The sequence below is a fragment of the Arthrobacter sp. M71 S08 genome (assembly GCF_059089725.1).
In genome coordinates, this window is sequence record NZ_JBNHEY010000011.1 from 12,964 (window position 1) to 27,888 (window position 14,925).

At 61.8% G+C, this 14,925-nt stretch carries 17 protein-coding genes and 2 pseudogenes; 12 read left to right on the forward strand and 7 right to left on the reverse strand.

The genetic code is table 11. The features are described 5' to 3' along the window. Positions 1–39: 39 nt before the first annotated feature. The gene (locus AC5RTB_RS16430) at positions 40–1,494 is read right to left on the reverse strand and encodes a protein adenylyltransferase SelO (RefSeq protein ID WP_494062121.1); all 1,455 of its coding nucleotides are present in this window, start codon (positions 1,492–1,494) and stop codon (positions 40–42) included. 177 nt (positions 1,495–1,671) lie between these two features. Here AC5RTB_RS16430 and AC5RTB_RS16435 point away from each other — a divergent pair, with 177 nt between their 5' ends. Next, positions 1,672–1,872 (forward strand): hypothetical protein, encoded by a 201-nt coding sequence (locus AC5RTB_RS16435; RefSeq protein ID WP_494062122.1) that lies wholly within the window; start codon positions 1,672–1,674, stop codon positions 1,870–1,872. Between the two features lie 37 nt (positions 1,873–1,909). On the opposite strand, the gene AC5RTB_RS16440 is transcribed toward AC5RTB_RS16435, so the two are convergent. Beyond that, positions 1,910–2,761, reverse strand: coding sequence for a hypothetical protein (locus tag AC5RTB_RS16440; RefSeq protein WP_494062123.1), 852 nt, complete (start codon positions 2,759–2,761; stop codon positions 1,910–1,912). A gap of 117 nt (positions 2,762–2,878) precedes the next feature. After that, positions 2,879–3,408 (reverse strand): annotated as a pseudogene (locus tag AC5RTB_RS16445) (PLP-dependent aminotransferase family protein); the annotation flags it as partial. A 56-nt stretch (positions 3,409–3,464) separates the two neighbouring features. Between AC5RTB_RS16445 and AC5RTB_RS16450 the strand changes: the two are divergent. The 6 genes and pseudogenes from AC5RTB_RS16450 to AC5RTB_RS16475 form a co-directional block, all read left to right on the forward strand. Next, a complete protein-coding gene (locus tag AC5RTB_RS16450) occupies positions 3,465–3,683 on the forward strand; it encodes a potassium channel family protein (RefSeq protein ID WP_494062137.1) in 219 nt (72 codons plus the stop codon). Positions 3,684–3,920: 237 nt separating this feature from the next. After that, the gene (locus AC5RTB_RS16455) at positions 3,921–4,577 is read left to right on the forward strand and encodes an HNH endonuclease family protein (RefSeq protein ID WP_494062124.1); all 657 of its coding nucleotides are present in this window, start codon (positions 3,921–3,923) and stop codon (positions 4,575–4,577) included. Positions 4,578–4,891: 314 nt separating this feature from the next. Then, entirely contained in the window at positions 4,892–5,704 is an 813-nt protein-coding gene (locus AC5RTB_RS16460) for an alpha/beta fold hydrolase (protein ID WP_494062125.1), read from the forward strand. 39 nt (positions 5,705–5,743) lie between these two features. Continuing rightward, positions 5,744–5,923: a hypothetical protein gene (locus AC5RTB_RS16465; RefSeq protein ID WP_494062126.1), complete on the forward strand. Its 180-nt coding sequence runs from the start codon at positions 5,744–5,746 to the stop codon at positions 5,921–5,923. A gap of 46 nt (positions 5,924–5,969) precedes the next feature. Further along, a complete protein-coding gene (locus AC5RTB_RS16470) occupies positions 5,970–6,089 on the forward strand; it encodes a BBE domain-containing protein (RefSeq protein WP_494062138.1) in 120 nt (39 codons plus the stop codon). A gap of 637 nt (positions 6,090–6,726) precedes the next feature. Next, a pseudogene (locus tag AC5RTB_RS16475) lies at positions 6,727–7,041 on the forward strand (DUF805 domain-containing protein); the annotation flags it as partial. A gap of 243 nt (positions 7,042–7,284) precedes the next feature. Here AC5RTB_RS16475 and AC5RTB_RS16480 read toward each other — a convergent pair. Both AC5RTB_RS16480 and AC5RTB_RS16485 read right to left on the reverse strand, forming a co-directional pair. Next, the gene (locus AC5RTB_RS16480) at positions 7,285–7,623 is read right to left on the reverse strand and encodes a phosphoribosyltransferase family protein (protein WP_494062127.1); all 339 of its coding nucleotides are present in this window, start codon (positions 7,621–7,623) and stop codon (positions 7,285–7,287) included. A gap of 46 nt (positions 7,624–7,669) precedes the next feature. Continuing rightward, complete coding sequence (locus AC5RTB_RS16485) at positions 7,670–8,515, reverse strand: lysyl oxidase family protein (RefSeq protein WP_494062128.1); 846 nt, start codon at positions 8,513–8,515, stop codon at positions 7,670–7,672. A 254-nt stretch (positions 8,516–8,769) separates the two neighbouring features. Here AC5RTB_RS16485 and AC5RTB_RS16490 point away from each other — a divergent pair, with 254 nt between their 5' ends. From AC5RTB_RS16490 to AC5RTB_RS16500, 3 genes are read left to right on the forward strand one after another with little or no spacing between them, the layout of a single operon-like run. Further along, positions 8,770–9,483, forward strand: coding sequence for an MSMEG_4193 family putative phosphomutase (locus tag AC5RTB_RS16490; RefSeq protein ID WP_494062129.1), 714 nt, complete (start codon positions 8,770–8,772; stop codon positions 9,481–9,483). 15 nt (positions 9,484–9,498) lie between these two features. Then, the gene (locus tag AC5RTB_RS16495; protein WP_494062130.1) at positions 9,499–10,059 is read left to right on the forward strand and encodes a DUF3090 domain-containing protein; all 561 of its coding nucleotides are present in this window, start codon (positions 9,499–9,501) and stop codon (positions 10,057–10,059) included. Next, positions 10,059–10,826: an SCO1664 family protein gene (locus AC5RTB_RS16500; protein ID WP_494062131.1), complete on the forward strand. Its 768-nt coding sequence runs from the start codon at positions 10,059–10,061 to the stop codon at positions 10,824–10,826. Before AC5RTB_RS16495 ends, AC5RTB_RS16500 begins: the two co-directional genes overlap by 1 nt. Before the next feature lie 63 nt (positions 10,827–10,889). Here AC5RTB_RS16500 and AC5RTB_RS16505 read toward each other — a convergent pair whose 3' ends face one another. Next, entirely contained in the window at positions 10,890–11,759 is an 870-nt protein-coding gene (locus AC5RTB_RS16505; protein WP_494062132.1) for an SAM-dependent methyltransferase, read from the reverse strand. 342 nt (positions 11,760–12,101) lie between these two features. On the opposite strand from AC5RTB_RS16505, the gene AC5RTB_RS16510 reads away from it, so the two are divergent. Next, the gene (locus AC5RTB_RS16510) at positions 12,102–12,581 is read left to right on the forward strand and encodes a hypothetical protein (protein ID WP_494062133.1); all 480 of its coding nucleotides are present in this window, start codon (positions 12,102–12,104) and stop codon (positions 12,579–12,581) included. Positions 12,582–13,175: 594 nt separating this feature from the next. Beyond that, positions 13,176–13,556, forward strand: a complete 381-nt coding sequence (locus AC5RTB_RS16515) for a hypothetical protein (RefSeq protein ID WP_494062134.1) — start codon at positions 13,176–13,178, stop codon at positions 13,554–13,556. Positions 13,557–14,383: 827 nt separating this feature from the next. Here AC5RTB_RS16515 and AC5RTB_RS16520 read toward each other — a convergent pair. Continuing rightward, a partial coding sequence (locus AC5RTB_RS16520) for a baeRF3 domain-containing protein (RefSeq protein WP_494062135.1) occupies positions 14,384–14,925 on the reverse strand: 542 nt, incomplete at its 5' end.

The following is a 14,925-nucleotide window of genomic DNA, read 5'->3' on the forward strand; positions in this document are numbered from 1 at the left end:
ATTGTCCCGCTGACAGGCCGGCGACACAATGACGAATTCTCAGGTGCCGCAGAACGTCCGGTAGGAGCCAAAGTCATCGGGTGCCCCGGAGGCGTAGCGATCCAGCCCTTCGCGCTCCTCAAACGGCGCCGTCACAGCGGCTAGGAGTCGCCCAAAGGGTTCCAGATCGCCGTCGGCCGCGGCTGCAAGTGCTTCCTCCACGAGGTGGTTCCGCGGGATGTAGACCGGGTTGACCCGATCCATCATGTCGGCTGAGGGGTTCAGGGCACGCCACTGCCCCAGCCAGGCATCGATGCGGGCGGTATCGGTGAAGAACGCGCGGGCGGGCTCAGCGTCGCCGCGGGCGGCAGCGCTGAGACTGCGCAGGAAGGACGTGTAGTCAACCTGCCCCTCTCCCAGCAGGGTCAGGAGCTTGCCGGCCACGTCGGAGGCATCGACGTCGTCGCTGAGACCGAGCTTCACGCGCATGCCGTCGGACCAGGCGCCGCTGTATTGGGACGGAAACCGGCTCAGCGCCTCTTCGGCGAGTTTCACGGCGTCGTCCTGGTTCTCGTGAAGCAGCGGAAGGAGCGTTTCGGCGAAGCGGGTCAGGTTCCAGTGGGCCGCGGCGGGCTGGTTGGCATAGGCGTAACGGCCCATCATGTCGATGGAGCTGTAGACGGCGGCAGAGTCGAAGGCGTCCGTAAAGGCACACGGGCCGTAGTCGATGGTCTCACCGGAGATGGTCATGTTGTCGGTGTTCATGACCCCATGGACGAAGCCCACCAGCATCCACTGGGCAACGAGTGACGCCTGGGCAGAGATGACCGCCTCGAGCAGGGCAAGATAGCGATTCGGCGACTCGGTAGCCTGCGGGTAGTGGCGGGTGATGGCGTAGTCCGCGAGGCGTTCCAGCAGTGCCATATCGTCGGTTGCCCGCGCGTACTGGAAAGTGCCGACGCGAAGGTGGCTGGCTGCCACACGGGTCAGGAGGGCTCCCGGCAGCAGTTCTTCGCGCTGCACGGGACGGCCTGTCGCGATGACGGCAAGCGAGCGGGTGGTCGGGATGTGGAGCGCGTGCATCGCTTCGCTGACGATGTACTCGCGCAGCATGGGGCCAAGAGCAGCCAAGCCGTCACCGCCACGTGCGAAAGGAGTGCGGCCGGAGCCTTTTAGGTGCATGTCGCGGAGGCCGCCCTTGGGGTGGGTCACCTCACCGAGCAGCAATGCGCGGCCGTCGCCGAGGCGTGGACTGTACCCGCCGAACTGGTGACCCGCGTAAGCCTGTGCGACCGGGGTTGCTCCCGAAGGCACGAGATTGCCGGTCAACAGGCGAACACCATCCGGACCGCGAAGGAAATCAGCGTCCAGACCAAGTTCGGTTGCGAGCTGCTCATTGAGCACAAGCAACTCCGGTTTGGCCACATCTGCAGCCTGCCAGGACATCCCCATCTCGGGCAGGTGGCGGGCGAAATGATTATCAAGGGTGATGGCTGGCGCCGTTGAAACAGTCACCCTATCGACAACAGGACCGGCTGCCTGGTTGTTCCCGGCGAGCGCTCGCCGGGTGCCCGTGCAGACTGTGCCTTTTCGTTATCGCTTTCCTCATCCGCCCGGCGTATTTTGGAATTATGTCGGCGATGGGCCGTCCGCCCGGAGCCGTTGGGATACGGGACCGGAAAGGAGCCGGAGATGTCCATCTTCCGACGAAAAGGCAAGGATACAGAGAACAAGCAAACCGACGCTGAGCCTGCCCGTCACAAGGACTTCCGTGAGGGGTACGTCCTTGTCCATGGGAGCGAGAAAAAAGCCGATGAGCTGGCGATGAGGGCATACGGCGACAGCGACGGCGACGGGAAGCCCGACGTTCCGTTCATGCCGTTCCCGGGGTAGCTCCAGCAAAGGCATCGGCCACCCGTTTCATAGGAGTTCAGCCCTCGCGGCCGATGGTCGCTGCCTTTCCGTCTGGACCCTCGAGGAGATAGGTGACCGCCGATGGATCAGGCCACCTTTCGAGGAGACTTTCGATGTCTTCAAAGCTTTCCGGGTCCGCGGCGTCTATGGCGAGGTGGTCGATCTTGCCGTCAAATACCTGCAACCGGATCTCGAGCGGAACCCCCTTTGCACCCGTGAAGTGGGCACGGATCGGGAACACGTGATCGTGCGGGACTGCGCGTGGCAGTTCGTCCGGAACCTGGAACTGCACCGTCGGGGCGAACCCATCGTGCCAGTAAACCTCCTGAGCGGTCTGCAGTTGTGCGAGCAGTTCAGATGCTCCTGCTATTTCCGCTGCTCCCAGGATGCCTTCGACCAGCCGGCGAACGGCAGGATCCACAGGACGCACCCGCTCCAGCTCATCGAGCGGGACGGCTTCGAACAGTTCCTGCCTGGCTGCGATGCGGTCACCCAGGAACCCCGCAAAAGTAAGCGCGGCCGCGCCCGCTGCCATCCAACCGCGCGGGTGCTTCACACCGGCCAGGCGCAGCTTCTGCTCCAGACGCGCGTCAATCGCGTCACCAGCGTCTGCGAAGCGCATAGTGATGCCGGCCGCTGCAAGCCCGGCTACGGTTCTGAAAAGGACCTTCTTCCTACGTGCACCGCCGACCGTGATTGCCACGTAGGCCCCAGTCAGGACCGCTGTTGCGACGTGGGCATCGCGGCGCTGCGTGGGGTTGAGTTTTAACGGATCTATGAGGGGAAGTGCCCCCATCACAGCGGTGGACAGGACGCCGAAAAGCGGCGATGTCGCGATGGTGGACGACTGCTGATCTGCTCGGCTCATCGTGCGCTCCTCAAACTCAGGGGATTTCCTTCCAAAGTATCGGGCTCTGAGCACTACAGCCAGTGTCGAGCTGACGAAGGGGCCCGATTCAAAGAGAGAGCCACCGCTACGGGAGTGTTAGTTGGTGGAGCTTTCGAGTGTCCGGTTGAGGATGCGTGCGCCGTCCGCGAAGGAAGCGGGATTCGGTCCGGAATAGTTGAGGCGAATGTACGGTCCTGTCGGTTCCGCTGGGAACCATTCAGTACCCGGTGAGATGAGCACACCAGCAGATTCGCATGCGCGGGTGAACCGCTCAAGGTCCGTTCCGTCGGGTAGTTGTGCCCAGAGGTTGAGCCCCCCTTTGGGCAGGTGCGCGACGTGAAGTCGCGGAGCGTGTTGTCTAAGGCTGGTTGCGAGCAGATCGCGGCGTGACTGGAGCTGATGCCGTAACCCGCGCAGGTGTGTTTGCCAAACTGGTTGAGTGACGACGTCGAGCGCTGCCGACTGCATAACGCCGCTGACGTACATGGATTCGGCTGTCTGGTCGGCGAGGATACGATCGCGCGCAGGCCCTCTCGCGATCACCGCGGCGACACGGATGGCACGTGCCCTGCGTCTTCGCGTGCAGCGATAGGAACCGAGGTCGTGTTGATGCCGAAGTCATGGGCTGACCTACGTAGGCGCATCGGCCGCAATCCTCTCCTATGCTGCGGCGCTGGCTGTCCTGGATGTCGAACGCGGCGCACCCGACGCGAACATCACTACGATCGGTAACGCCCTTTGGTGGGCGATGACGACGATCACCACCGTGGGCTATGGAGACCAGTACCCGGTCACCGCCGCAGGCAGGTTCATCGCTGCAGCGCTTATGCTCGGTGGCATCGCGGTCGTAGGCGTGGTGACGGCGTCGTTGGCTTCCTGCCTCATAAAGCGTCTCCGCTGAGATGGCCGCTGAAGAGGAGTCGGGCGACAACGCAATACAGCAGGAGCTGGCCGAGGTGAAAGAGCAACTCCGGCTCCTCAACGACAAGAAGGTGAGGTCTGAATCAGACCGTTGACCTAATCACTGCCCCGGCGAAATTCTTCCCAAGCTTCCCCGCAGTTACGCCCGAAACCTAGGCGCCGGATGTCACACTCATTTCAGCGCCCACTAGGGGCGCGCCGTACTGCAGGGAACACCATGAGATTCAGATCCGCGCTCGTCGCCGCGCTCACGACAGGCCTTCTCGTCACCGGGCTCGCCGCACCAGTCGACGCCGCCACCACCTACACCACTAATCTCCGGGCCGCGGTTCGCGCACTGCCCGTAGCGGTGGAGAATAACGTCGGATATGACCGGAACCGTTATTTCGGTCAGTGGATCGACCAGAACAAGGACTGCCAGAACACCCGCGCCGAGGTTCTCATCACAGAGAGCAGGGTCACCCCGAAGTACACGAGCACCAAGCCCTGCACTGTGGCAAGCGGCAAGTGGGTAACCACCTTCGACAACAAGACGCATACCTCAGCCAGCTCCGTACAGATCGACCACATGGTTCCTGTCCACGAAGCCTGGGGCTCCGGTGCCAGGAACTGGACCCAAGCCCGTCGGGTCGCCTTCTACAACGACCTCGGCTACGCCGGTTCGCTGAACGCACAGACCAGCAGTCTCAACTCCTCCAAGCAGGCCTCCGGGCCCGAGCAGTGGATGCCACCGGCGAACCAGTGCGCGTACATCGCCCAGTGGACCGTCGTAAAGGCACGCTGGGGCATGACCGTCGACAAGGCGGAGAAGGCCGCGCTCATCAAGTGGGCGGACCAGTGCGCCGCCATGCAGCTGACAATCACCAAGGTCTGATCGGAACGGCCCGGTCCATTAGGAGAGTAAGACACCACCCCATGACTGGTCGTCTCAGGAAAACGGGCCGTGAGGTTCCTTCGGATGATGAAGGGCAGCGTCATCACCGTGGACGTGGCGGCGGCGGGCTGATGCAAGGCTCTACCGGGCGGTACGTTCGGTGAAACGGAATCACTACGCCCGGCGTATTTGGGAAGAAGATCACACCTCCCGCTCTTTAGTCCGGCGGAGTATCATCGGGCTCAATTCGAGGCGCGCAGCCGCGCGGGCCGCCCCTCTGGTATCGCCTGGTCGGCAGGAAGAAGGGCCGAGAAATGGGGAAGCACATACGGGTTGATGATCTCGACATCTGGACGGAGCAGGCCGGGGATGGTCCAGACGTCCTCCTGATCGGAGGCCTAGGGGACACAGTCGAGTCCTGGCAGTTTCAATTGGACGGGCTGGCGGACCGCTACAGGCTAAACGCGTTCGACAATCGCGGGGCCGGACGGACCGCCATGCCCGAAGGACAGCTCTCGGTGGAGGTGATGGCGGACGACGCGGCTGGGGTCCTCCGTGCCCTGGGTATCCCCTCCGCACATGTCGCCGGATTCTCCGGCGGCGGCATCATCGGCCAGGAACTGGCGCTCCGCCACCCCGGACTCGTCCGCAGCTTGGTGCTGCAAAGCACCTGGGCGGCACCCGACGACTACCTTCGGTCGTGGTCTTCTTTCATGCGTTCCTTCGTCGAAGTAGCCCCGAGCGAGCGGGCATTCCTCGAGGGACTTTTTCTGGACGTCTACACGGCGCGGGCGCACAACGATGGTACCGTGAGCCGGTTTATCGAGGGAGTGCTCGACTTCCCCTACAAGCAAAGTACCGAGGACACGCAGCGCTTCATAGACGCGATCATCAGACACGATATGAGCAACAGCCTCCAAGAGATCACCGCTCCGACGCTCGTCCTTGCCGGCGGGCGCGACTCGATTAGCCGCCCGGAACTTTGCCGCACCGTTGCGGACCGAATACCCGGCGCGCTATTCGAAGTCATGGCGCAGGAAGCTCACCAGCCGTTCCAAGAGGTACCAGACCAGTGGAACGCCCGCGTGCACGCCTTCTGGCAGGAGGCTGGAGCGCAGGCTCTGTAAACGTGGGAATCTGCTCAGAGAAGAGAGGTCCTAGAGTCCATGGCACAGGGCGCGGAAGTCGACGGTCGTGCTGTCGATGAAATTGAAATTCAAACATCTTTTCGGGGATTCGGTGTCGCAGCTCTTACAGACGATGTCATCGACATCGTCGTCGAGCACGGTCGCCGTATCACCTCTCCGGTCGCAAGCGTCGCCTATGGCAAATGGGCGGAGCGGTAGGGCGCGTCGACGATAGCGTTACCGCGTTCAATGGCCGGAAAGCCGGATTGCTTACGGAACGGCCAAGTATGACCGGCTGAAGGCACTCAAGCGCAAGTACGACCCCACCAACTTGTTCAACCTCAACCAAACATCAAGCCAAACTGAACGCCCGTTGACGCCATAAACGGCGCATAATCTCCGGGCTGTCTGGCACTCGGGCTATGCTATCCCTGTCTGCGCGTCAGGACGCTCTGGTGTCTTGCTCAGACTTCTCCCACTCGGTGACAACCCGGTGCCCAGGGTTCAGGTAGGTGTGGTTGTCCGCGATGACCTTCTCAGTCCTAGTCGTCGATACTGTCCATGTGCCAAGACAGCTCTTGCACTTGATTGTTCCCACTTACGCCCCCCCGGATTAGTCCCGCTCCGCTGCAACACTTTCAGGATCCTTTCGAATGGTTTAGGCGTCAAGAATTTTTGTCCATTCGTGAGACTTAATTGAGCGGCTCTTGAAGTTACCTTGCGGTAACCACTCACCAGAGGGGCGTTCGGAACGATGCGGGACGTCGACGCGTTCGGACACGAACACCGAACGGCCCCTGCGGACCTTATGATGAGCCCGTCAACGCGACATCAGTACTAACCTTGTGGAAACCATGACTCATCCTCAGAATCCGGCGCCGGGTACGCCTGCCTACACCGCCGAGCCGCCGCTCTGGGCGCCGTACTACGGTGCGCCGTTCAAGGTTGCCGTCCAACGCTTCTGAAAGAATTACGCCACCTTCTCGGGTCGGGCCAGCCGGAGCGAATAATGGTGGTGGACGCTCGTTTCAGTCGGCGTCACCTTCATCATCAACATCCTAGGTGGCGGGGGCACGATCGACCCGACCACGGGGATGCCTGCGGGAGGATCACCTTTCGGCATGGTCTTGGCCACCCTGTGGCTGGCGGCCACAATAGTTCCGTCGATCGCTCTGATCATCCGGCGGCTCCATGACGTGAACATGAGGGGCTGGCTGATCCTGATCATGCTGGTGCCGGTCGTGGGTGCCCTGGCGTTGCTCGTATTCATGATCTTGCCGCCCAACCCGGCCGGCCGGCGTTACGACCGTACTGAAGGACTCGGCGCAGGATACTGAGCGGCACGACCGCATCTTGGCCGAGTTGCGCACGAGTAAGCGGACGGGGCCGGTCTTGAGGGCGAAGCGGCCCCGCCCGTGGGACTCGCCGAGCTCCAGGCGGCTGCTCCCGAGTCAAGGATGCATGACCGTACTTGCTGTTTCCTTGGACTCTAAGCTCTCTTGACACGGCCAGATGCTCACCTGGCCTTCATTGCGGCGCGCTCAAAGCTCGCGTTCATCGAAAACCGCCCGCAAGTTGGGCTAGCGGCGCGTCTGGTGTTCGTGCAGCCCGTCGACCAGGACGGAAGCTCCTAGCCATGTCGCTCCCAGCTTGTGTACCAGTGACTGGAGGGCGAACAACTGACCCCCTGTGTCCACGATGTCGTCGACCGCCAGCACTTTGTCCCCCGCTTTGATGAGTCCCTTCCGGATACCGAACACGATGTGGCGGTCGAGGTAGTCTGGCGGGCTCGTCGATGTGATCCACGCGTCTTCGCCAAAAAGCCGGCTCGGGTCCTTGCGGACAGGCCATGTGGGCTCTGAGCTGGGCGTGATCGGTAGTGGTTCGCACGTGCCGAGCTTACCGGGCAGGCGTGACACCCAAGGCAGGGTCCGTCCTCGGCGGCACCATCGGCGCAGCTGCCGGTTAGCAGCCTTGCCGGATGACCGATACGTCGGTCTCGGTGATGTGGACGAGAGTGGACGTACCGTTGTTTTCCCTTGATGCTTCAGTCAGCAACTGTTCAGGGTCCGCATCTGCAGCGACGCAGAAATCACCAGGCAGGGTGAACCCGTCCAACTCGACATACTGGCCCTCCAAATACCAGTCGTAGACGTCGACCCACCCCTCGGAGAGCCCTTGGCGTACCTCCAAGGCTTCAGCTTCCTCTTCCGTTCCGCAGTCGAAATCTTCGTCGTCGTACCTTCGCTGCTCGCCGCCGAGGTTGCCGTCGTCGCGCAGACACCACCCTTCCTTGCGCGACCCGCGCCACTCGGTGCTCTTCGCCGGGCGGAGTTGATAGCGCTGGAACTCCTGTATGTGAAAGTGGTCATGCCCGTCTTCGACTTCGTACCGCATGATGGCTTCCGTTTCGACTTCCCGTACGCTGCCGTCGGCCTGGAGGATGTTCTGGGTGACCTGCAGCTCGCGCGCCAGCACGCTCGGCCTCACGCCCGTGACGTCCAAGGGGCCGTCTCCTTTGTTCACTACAGACGCGTCGAAGCGGAGGACCTTGCGATCGCCTTCGTAGGCCACATGGAACGAATCGAGCGGCAACATGGCCAGATCCGGCAGTAGATCCCCCGTAGCCGGAGCGTTGTCAGCTGGGTCTGGTTCTGCCTCGTTCGACGCTGCCGGACCGACTGTTGCCGTACCGGCAACGCTGCTGCCCGGGCCTTCATCCGGTTCATTATCCGGCGGTGTGCATGAGCTGGCGAACAGTACGACAGCTGTAGCGAGGCAACAGCGCGCCGCTTGCGAATTGGGTGACATAACGGCCCCCTCGGTCTGCATGTGCTGCGCTCAAAGCGCGTATCACACATCATCCTCCTGAGCGCGGTCTTATGCACTCATCGATTCGCTCCTGCATGTACGAAAGCTACGACGATGTCTGAATCATCCCGAAAACATCCCCAGGTAGCGTCAACGTACTGATCGACGCCCAAGAAAAAATGAGGGCGAGCAACACGGTTATGGACCTCGACGGAGGTGCACCCCGCCGTCGGGTCGATGGTTACGCTGGGTGGATGGCAACAGTTCTTCTTGTGCGGCACGGCCGCACGACAGCGAATGCGTCCGGGTTGCTGGCCGGCCGTGCGGATGGCGTCAGCCTGGACCAGATCGGCCGCGACCAAGCGGCCATGACCGCTGACCGGCTTGCGGCCGTGCCCGTCGTAGGAGTGGTATCGAGCCCCCTCGAGCGTTGTCAGGAGACCGCCCAATTCATCCTCGGTCGCCAAGCTGTCACACCGCAGGTGCCGATTGAGATCAAGCTCGATTCCCGTCTGACTGAGTGCGATTACGGCCAGTGGCAGGGCCGTACGCTCAGTGATCTTGAGACCGAAAATCTGTGGTCGGTCGTTCAGTCGCAACCGTCTGCCGTCACTTTTCCGGGCGGCGAATCCATGGCCGCGATGCAAGCCCGGTCGGTGGCAGCGATTCGAGCCCGAGATGCCTCCTTCGAATCTGTGCACGGGCCAGGGGCAGTGTGGGTGGCGGTGAGTCATGGTGACATCATCAAGTCGATCCTCGCCGACGCACTCGGCATGCACATCGACCTGTTCCAGCGCATCAATGTGGGCCCGGGCTCCGTATCGATCGTGCGCTATGGCACCAGTCGGCCAAGCGTCCACGCGACCAACACCGAGGCCGGAGACCTGTCGTGGTTGGCGAACTCTGTCAACCACGACGATGCCCCGGTGGGCGGTGGCGCAGGTCACACGGCGCCACCAGCCCGATGAGCCTAAAATATCCCTATGCCTACAACTGTTCATGAGTTCGCCTGGCCTGACCGCGTCGTCGTCGGTACCATCGGCGTTCCAGGGCAGCGCACGTTCTACCTTCAGGTACGCGCAGGGAAGCAGATCGTGAGTATTGCGCTGGAGAAACAGCAGTCGGCCCAGCTCGCCGAGAAGATCGACGAGGTCCTCGATCAGCTCATCACCCTCGAGGGCAACCCCTTCAGTGTTCCCACGAGTACTCCCATCGAACTCGTCGACAATGACCAGCTTGAGCCAGTTGAGGAGCAGTTCCGAACCGGCATCATGAGCCTGGGGTGGGACCCGACGACGGCGCAGATAGTCGTCGAGGCCTACCCGCTCACCGATGTCGATGCCGATGCCGACGCCGACGCCGACGGTTTCCTCGATGACGACGCTGACGCGTCGGAAGTGCTGCGGGTGCGCATGCCTGTCGGCACCGCCCGCGCCTTCGCCAAGCGGACCCGGGAGGTAGTGGGTGCCGGGCGTCCGATCTGCATGCACTGCGGTCAGCCCATCGATCCAGACGGGCACGCCTGCACAATTCCCGAGGCCTGATGCCTGCGCCCGACCTGTTGACCGCCGAGCTGACGCTCACCGGCCGCATCACCACCGCGTCTAACGCCACCTTCTTGGGCAGCATCGGCGCCACGACGGTCGTGTACAAGCCGATAGCAGGCGAACGTCCGCTGTGGGACTTCCCCGATGGCTTCCTTGCCCACCGGGAGGTGGCCGCCTACCTGGTCTCTGAGGTCCTTGGCTGGAACATTGTGCCACGCACCTGGCTGCGCGATGGTCCGTTCGGCGAGGGCATGGTGCAGCTCTGGCAGGAGACAGACCCCGACCAGAATGCGGTGGATCTCGTCGCAACGGACGACGTACCGGAGACCGGCTGGAAACAGGTCCTCGAGGGTCAGGACGAGAAGGGTCGGATGGTCGCCCTCGTTCACGAGGACACGCCGGCACTGAGACGTATGGCTGTGTTCGACGTGGTGGTCAACAACGCCGACCGCAAAGGCGATCACATCCTTGCCATGGAGGACGGACACCGACATGGCGTCGACCACGGGCTCACCTTCCACAGTGACCACAAGTTGCGCACCGTGCTCTGGGGGTGGCTGGGCGACCCTCTGAGCGCCGAGGAACTCGACGGCGTCGATCGCGTCAGCGAGGGCTTGCGCGGTGAACTCGGCCGAGACCTGGCGGACTTGCTCACAGCCGAAGAGGTCGGCGCGCTCGCCGCGCGTTGCGCCCGCTTGCGCGCGGGAGGGCGGTTTCCCGCTCCGGGCAGGGGCATGACGGCGGTGCCCTGGCCATTGTTCTAGGTAAATGGCTTCAGGCATCCATGCCTTGGGATTGATGCGCGCGTAGTTGCCGAAGGACCTGGCTCAGGATGTGCCGGGTTCGTCTGGTGCCCCGTTCTCCCTCGCCTTCGACAGCGTGAATATCCCATAGCGCATCGCACCGGTGCGGTACGCCAGGATTAGGCGGGGGAAGGTCAGAACGGAGATGCGATTTCGTCCGCCAAGGGCCAGTCGACGGGTCTCGCGATCGACGAGCAACGCCTCCACAAGTCGGCGGGCGCAGATCGTCCATGTGCGCGCGACGCGGCGGCTGACATCCTCATAGCCAACGATCGCAAAACCCGCCGCCATTGCCATCGCCTCATACTCCTCGCGCGTGCCCATCGAGGGCAGCCGTCCCTCGCGGCAAATCGGTTCGAGCAGGTGGCGAACCTTCCAACCGTCGGCATCAGTTTCGGCGAGCCACGCGCAGACGACGAAGCGGCCCCCGGGCGCCAGCACGCGATGAGCCTCGGCGAAGAACTTTGGCTTGTCGACCATGTGCTCGCTCGACTCGATCGCCCATGCGGCATTGGTTGAGGCATCCGTCAGCCCGTTGATGAACCAGTCGCGGAGATGGATGTCCACGTCGGGTGCGGGATGCACCGCGGCGTAGTGGGCCTGCTCGGCAGAAAGAGTGAACCCGGTAACGCGGACGCTGCGTGTAACCGCGAGCTGCCTCGCGGTCGAGCCGTACCCGCAGCCGATGTCGACGCACACCTCGCCGGGCATAAGGCGCAGCCGATCGCCGACCGTGTCGATGAGCGCCTCGACGGCCTCAGCGGGCGTCTCGCGACCCGTCGTCCATAGCCCGTGATGGACGTGCTCACCCCACACTCGACGATAAATCGGATCGAGCTCGTCGTAGTGATCGGCGACTGCCGCGGCGTTCTGCGAGATATTGGGGACGATCACGCCGTCACCCTACACCCACAGCTCCCTCACCGAATGCCAGAGGGCATCCTTGGTGTTAGAACCTGTGTCACCGAGTCATCCCGCAAGCTCCCATTCAGTAGCACCCAGGTTGAGGAGGCCCACTGTCCGAAATCCCTGGGCCGCCCACATACTTGTGGGAAGGCCCTGGTATTAAGCGTCGGTAACGCCAGAAGTGCTCGAACGGATACGGTTTCAGGCGCAGTTTCCGATGGGCTCGACAGGCGACGCCATAAGCGTTGACGGTGTCGGTGCCGCTCACAAGTGTTCAGCGACATCCTTCAAGGACGGGTATCGCACCATAACCGCCTCAGGGAGAAAGCCATGAAGGAACAAGAGGCTCGTCAGAGACTAATCGCAAACATCGAGCAGCGACAGTCAGCTATCAGGCTGTTCCTGCGTCATGAGCGACCTCGTCGGAACAGGCTGGCCACGACAAGCGTCATTGGTAGCGCGCTAGCTGCGGGTCTCACAGCAGGCCCTGCCTTCGGCGGCACCACGTTCACTGCAGGGGTTCAAGAAGCGCTGACGTTGGAGCAAAGCTCCGTAGTTTGGCAGGTGCTCTGTCTGGCAGCGATGCTGATGTCCGTCGTCGCTGCCATATCGGCCGGTTTGGCCAACTCGCACTCAGTGGCCGCAAGGGTTAGCGCAGCAGAGGCAAGCAATGCCCAACTTGAGGGGCTGAAAACGGCACTGGACCTCGGACGTCTGCCCTTGGAAGATGCCATTCCGCTCTTTCAGCAATACACGATTCAAGCAGCGTTCGTAAATGACGTGGAAGACAAGGGGACTTCCCCGCGGTGACGATATTGTTAGGTCCTACCCGGGCGCCGGGACAAGGGCAGCCGCGCCATCAAGGAGTCGGACGCTCTTGTTAGCACGGCTCCCGCAAAGCGGAATAATTTCCCGCTACCTTGTTCCCTAAGGCAGCCCGAGAGTTGTCCCCTCTCTAGGTATCCTACTTGTAGTCGATCCGGCAGAAGGACTGTCAGATCCGGTCCTAGTTGGCGGGCACCGTCTTCCCGCCAACCCATGTATTGCGCGGAGCACCCCGTGACCCCTCGTCAGAAATTAGCGGATCTAGTTGGCGACATCCTCTGAATAGCGGGCAACTCGCGTTGTGCCCTGTACTGTCATTAGGCATGCTCGGCCTCCAATAAAAGTGGGGAGAGCGCCTCGAGTACCAGCGTCAGTTGTAGGTACCGAAACCTTGGCTTCTACCACTCGAAGCGGCCAGCCTAGCCAAATCAATTTGTAGTCTCGATCAATGAAATATGGGGAAACATGTCTATCCACAACTCCGAACCGGCCGTTGGTTCTCACGATCCACACCTGCCGCCTCCGACGCAAGTCGAGCCGCAAGCTCCAGACGGAGCGCGCACGGGGCGACTCAAGTTGATGGGCAGTGCCGTTGATCCCGCCAAGCTTGCACGCCTCCTCCTCGGCTCACTGCTGGCGCTCATGCTGGTCTTCACATGGGTCAGTGGAACTCCCGGTCCTGACGATGCAGGAACGCCATCAGATTGGAAGAGCGACGTTGACGCGGCTGCGCTCTCCAACGAGCTGAACAATGGTGAAACTGACGGCGCACCGCAGCAGTCGGTCGTGAACGGCTGGTACGCCAACGACCTCGCCCTTGTTGAAGCCTCACAAAACACCTACATAGCCGCGAGTTCCGACCGTAACGGAATGATATTGCTTCTCATCGGACTCGGATTAGCGGGCGAGTTGATCATCCGTGGCGCTCAACAGCCAAAACGAGCTCCTGCCGACGCATAGGCGACCGGTTGCCAACCAACGCTGGCTATGATCGTCAATGCATGGCCAGCACGCTGGCCATGCAGTCGCCTGATGAATTCGAATTGACTTGTGCTGGGTAGGGCGGTGCAGGCAGCAACTCGCTAGACGGCCGCTTCGGTCGGTTCATGTCCGTCGAAGCTTAGGATCCTCACTTCACGGCAAAGGAGTGCACGCCAACAGTGTCGCCTCAGTTGCAAAGAAGACTAGCAACCCCAGTTTTCAACTAAGCCTCAGCAATCCCTCTTGAGTACCAAGGCTCGTACATCATGCAGGCTTAGAGGCGCTTAGTCGCTGATTTCCCAGCAGATCAGCTGTAGATCGCAACCCGCTCGGAAGCATCCGGAGCTGATACTAAAATTTCCGTCGCTTACAGTAGCCATGTGACAGCAACGCTCAACCCGGCAAAAGACAGTTTTAGCCTCGATCAAGCCCTGAATATCACGCCGTTCGGGCCACCAGTTCGGCTGTATGACCCATGCCCTGACGCCCGAGGAAGGTTCCCTGTCCGCCATTGGAGTCCCATTCGCTACCTCCCCCGAGGAGTGGGTGGACTGCAGCAGGATCCCTATTGCGGCCTCAACCGGTCGGGAATCGACTTGCGCGGACCGAATGAGCGTATGAGCCCTGGGGAGACTACAGAACTTGAGGGTTCCACATTCCGGTCTACTCGCTGCCGGCGTTCGCCGCGAAGATTCATATGTCGACCGCCTGGTCAGTGGAGCCCATGATCGACGGCCCCAGTTCGCAAAGGCCCTCGACGCGCTGCATAAAGGTGACTCGCCCCAGCGCAATACGCCTTTGTAGTTTCAGTAGCGTAGGAGAGCTACTGCCTCGGTTACGGTAGGTAGTTCCTCTGATGACATGACGTGAATATCTCCGCCGTGTTGAAGTGTTTCGATTGCGGCGACGCCCAAGAGATCCTCCGCCGAAGTTTCAAATTCGTGGCCAATGTGGAGGCTGTCATCCTCCGTGTCGTAGCGTCCCCACATCGGCTGGCCCTCGCGGAGTATCAGAGCACCGACCCGCCCCTGGTGTGCGGCGCGAATGATGTCCGCGATATGGCTCGCCGCTGTGGGGTCGCCTCGGCCCAAAAGTTCAGCTGCGTTGGCAAGTGTCTTCACCCGTCCGCTGTCGAGCCGCTCTTTAACCTTGGGGTACGCCAGGGTGTGCAGTTCCGAAACGTCAAGGGCGCGCGGGTTGATTTCCACGACTCCTGCCAGGAGTGGGCCGAGGCTGCTCGTTTGCTGGAAGTGCCCGCTTATCTCGGCGTCCGCGATGAGTACCAGGGGTTGTGGGCTTGCAGAAAGGATGTCTTCAGTAGCTTTCGATACCTTCGTGACGTATTCAA

Bases quoted from the DNA above. Each gene is read 5' to 3' on its own strand.
- AC5RTB_RS16435 (WP_494062122.1), top strand. From the start codon at position 1,672: ATGTCCATCTTCCGACGAAAAGGCAAGGATACAGAGAACAAGCAAACC.
- AC5RTB_RS16510 (WP_494062133.1), top strand. From the start codon at position 12,102: ATGAAGGAACAAGAGGCTCGTCAGAGACTAATCGCAAACATCGAGCAG.
- AC5RTB_RS16485 (WP_494062128.1), bottom strand. From the start codon at position 8,515: ATGTCACCCAATTCGCAAGCGGCGCGCTGTTGCCTCGCTACAGCTGTC.
- AC5RTB_RS16500 (WP_494062131.1), top strand. From the start codon at position 10,059: ATGCCTGCGCCCGACCTGTTGACCGCCGAGCTGACGCTCACCGGCCGC.
- AC5RTB_RS16515 (WP_494062134.1), top strand. From the start codon at position 13,176: ATGGGCAGTGCCGTTGATCCCGCCAAGCTTGCACGCCTCCTCCTCGGC.
- AC5RTB_RS16465 (WP_494062126.1), top strand. From the start codon at position 5,744: ATGGCACAGGGCGCGGAAGTCGACGGTCGTGCTGTCGATGAAATTGAA.
- AC5RTB_RS16440 (WP_494062123.1), bottom strand. From the start codon at position 2,761: ATGAGCCGAGCAGATCAGCAGTCGTCCACCATCGCGACATCGCCGCTT.
- AC5RTB_RS16455 (WP_494062124.1), top strand. From the start codon at position 3,921: ATGAGATTCAGATCCGCGCTCGTCGCCGCGCTCACGACAGGCCTTCTC.
- AC5RTB_RS16495 (WP_494062130.1), top strand. From the start codon at position 9,499: ATGCCTACAACTGTTCATGAGTTCGCCTGGCCTGACCGCGTCGTCGTC.
- AC5RTB_RS16490 (WP_494062129.1), top strand. From the start codon at position 8,770: ATGGCAACAGTTCTTCTTGTGCGGCACGGCCGCACGACAGCGAATGCG.
- AC5RTB_RS16460 (WP_494062125.1), top strand. From the start codon at position 4,892: ATGGGGAAGCACATACGGGTTGATGATCTCGACATCTGGACGGAGCAG.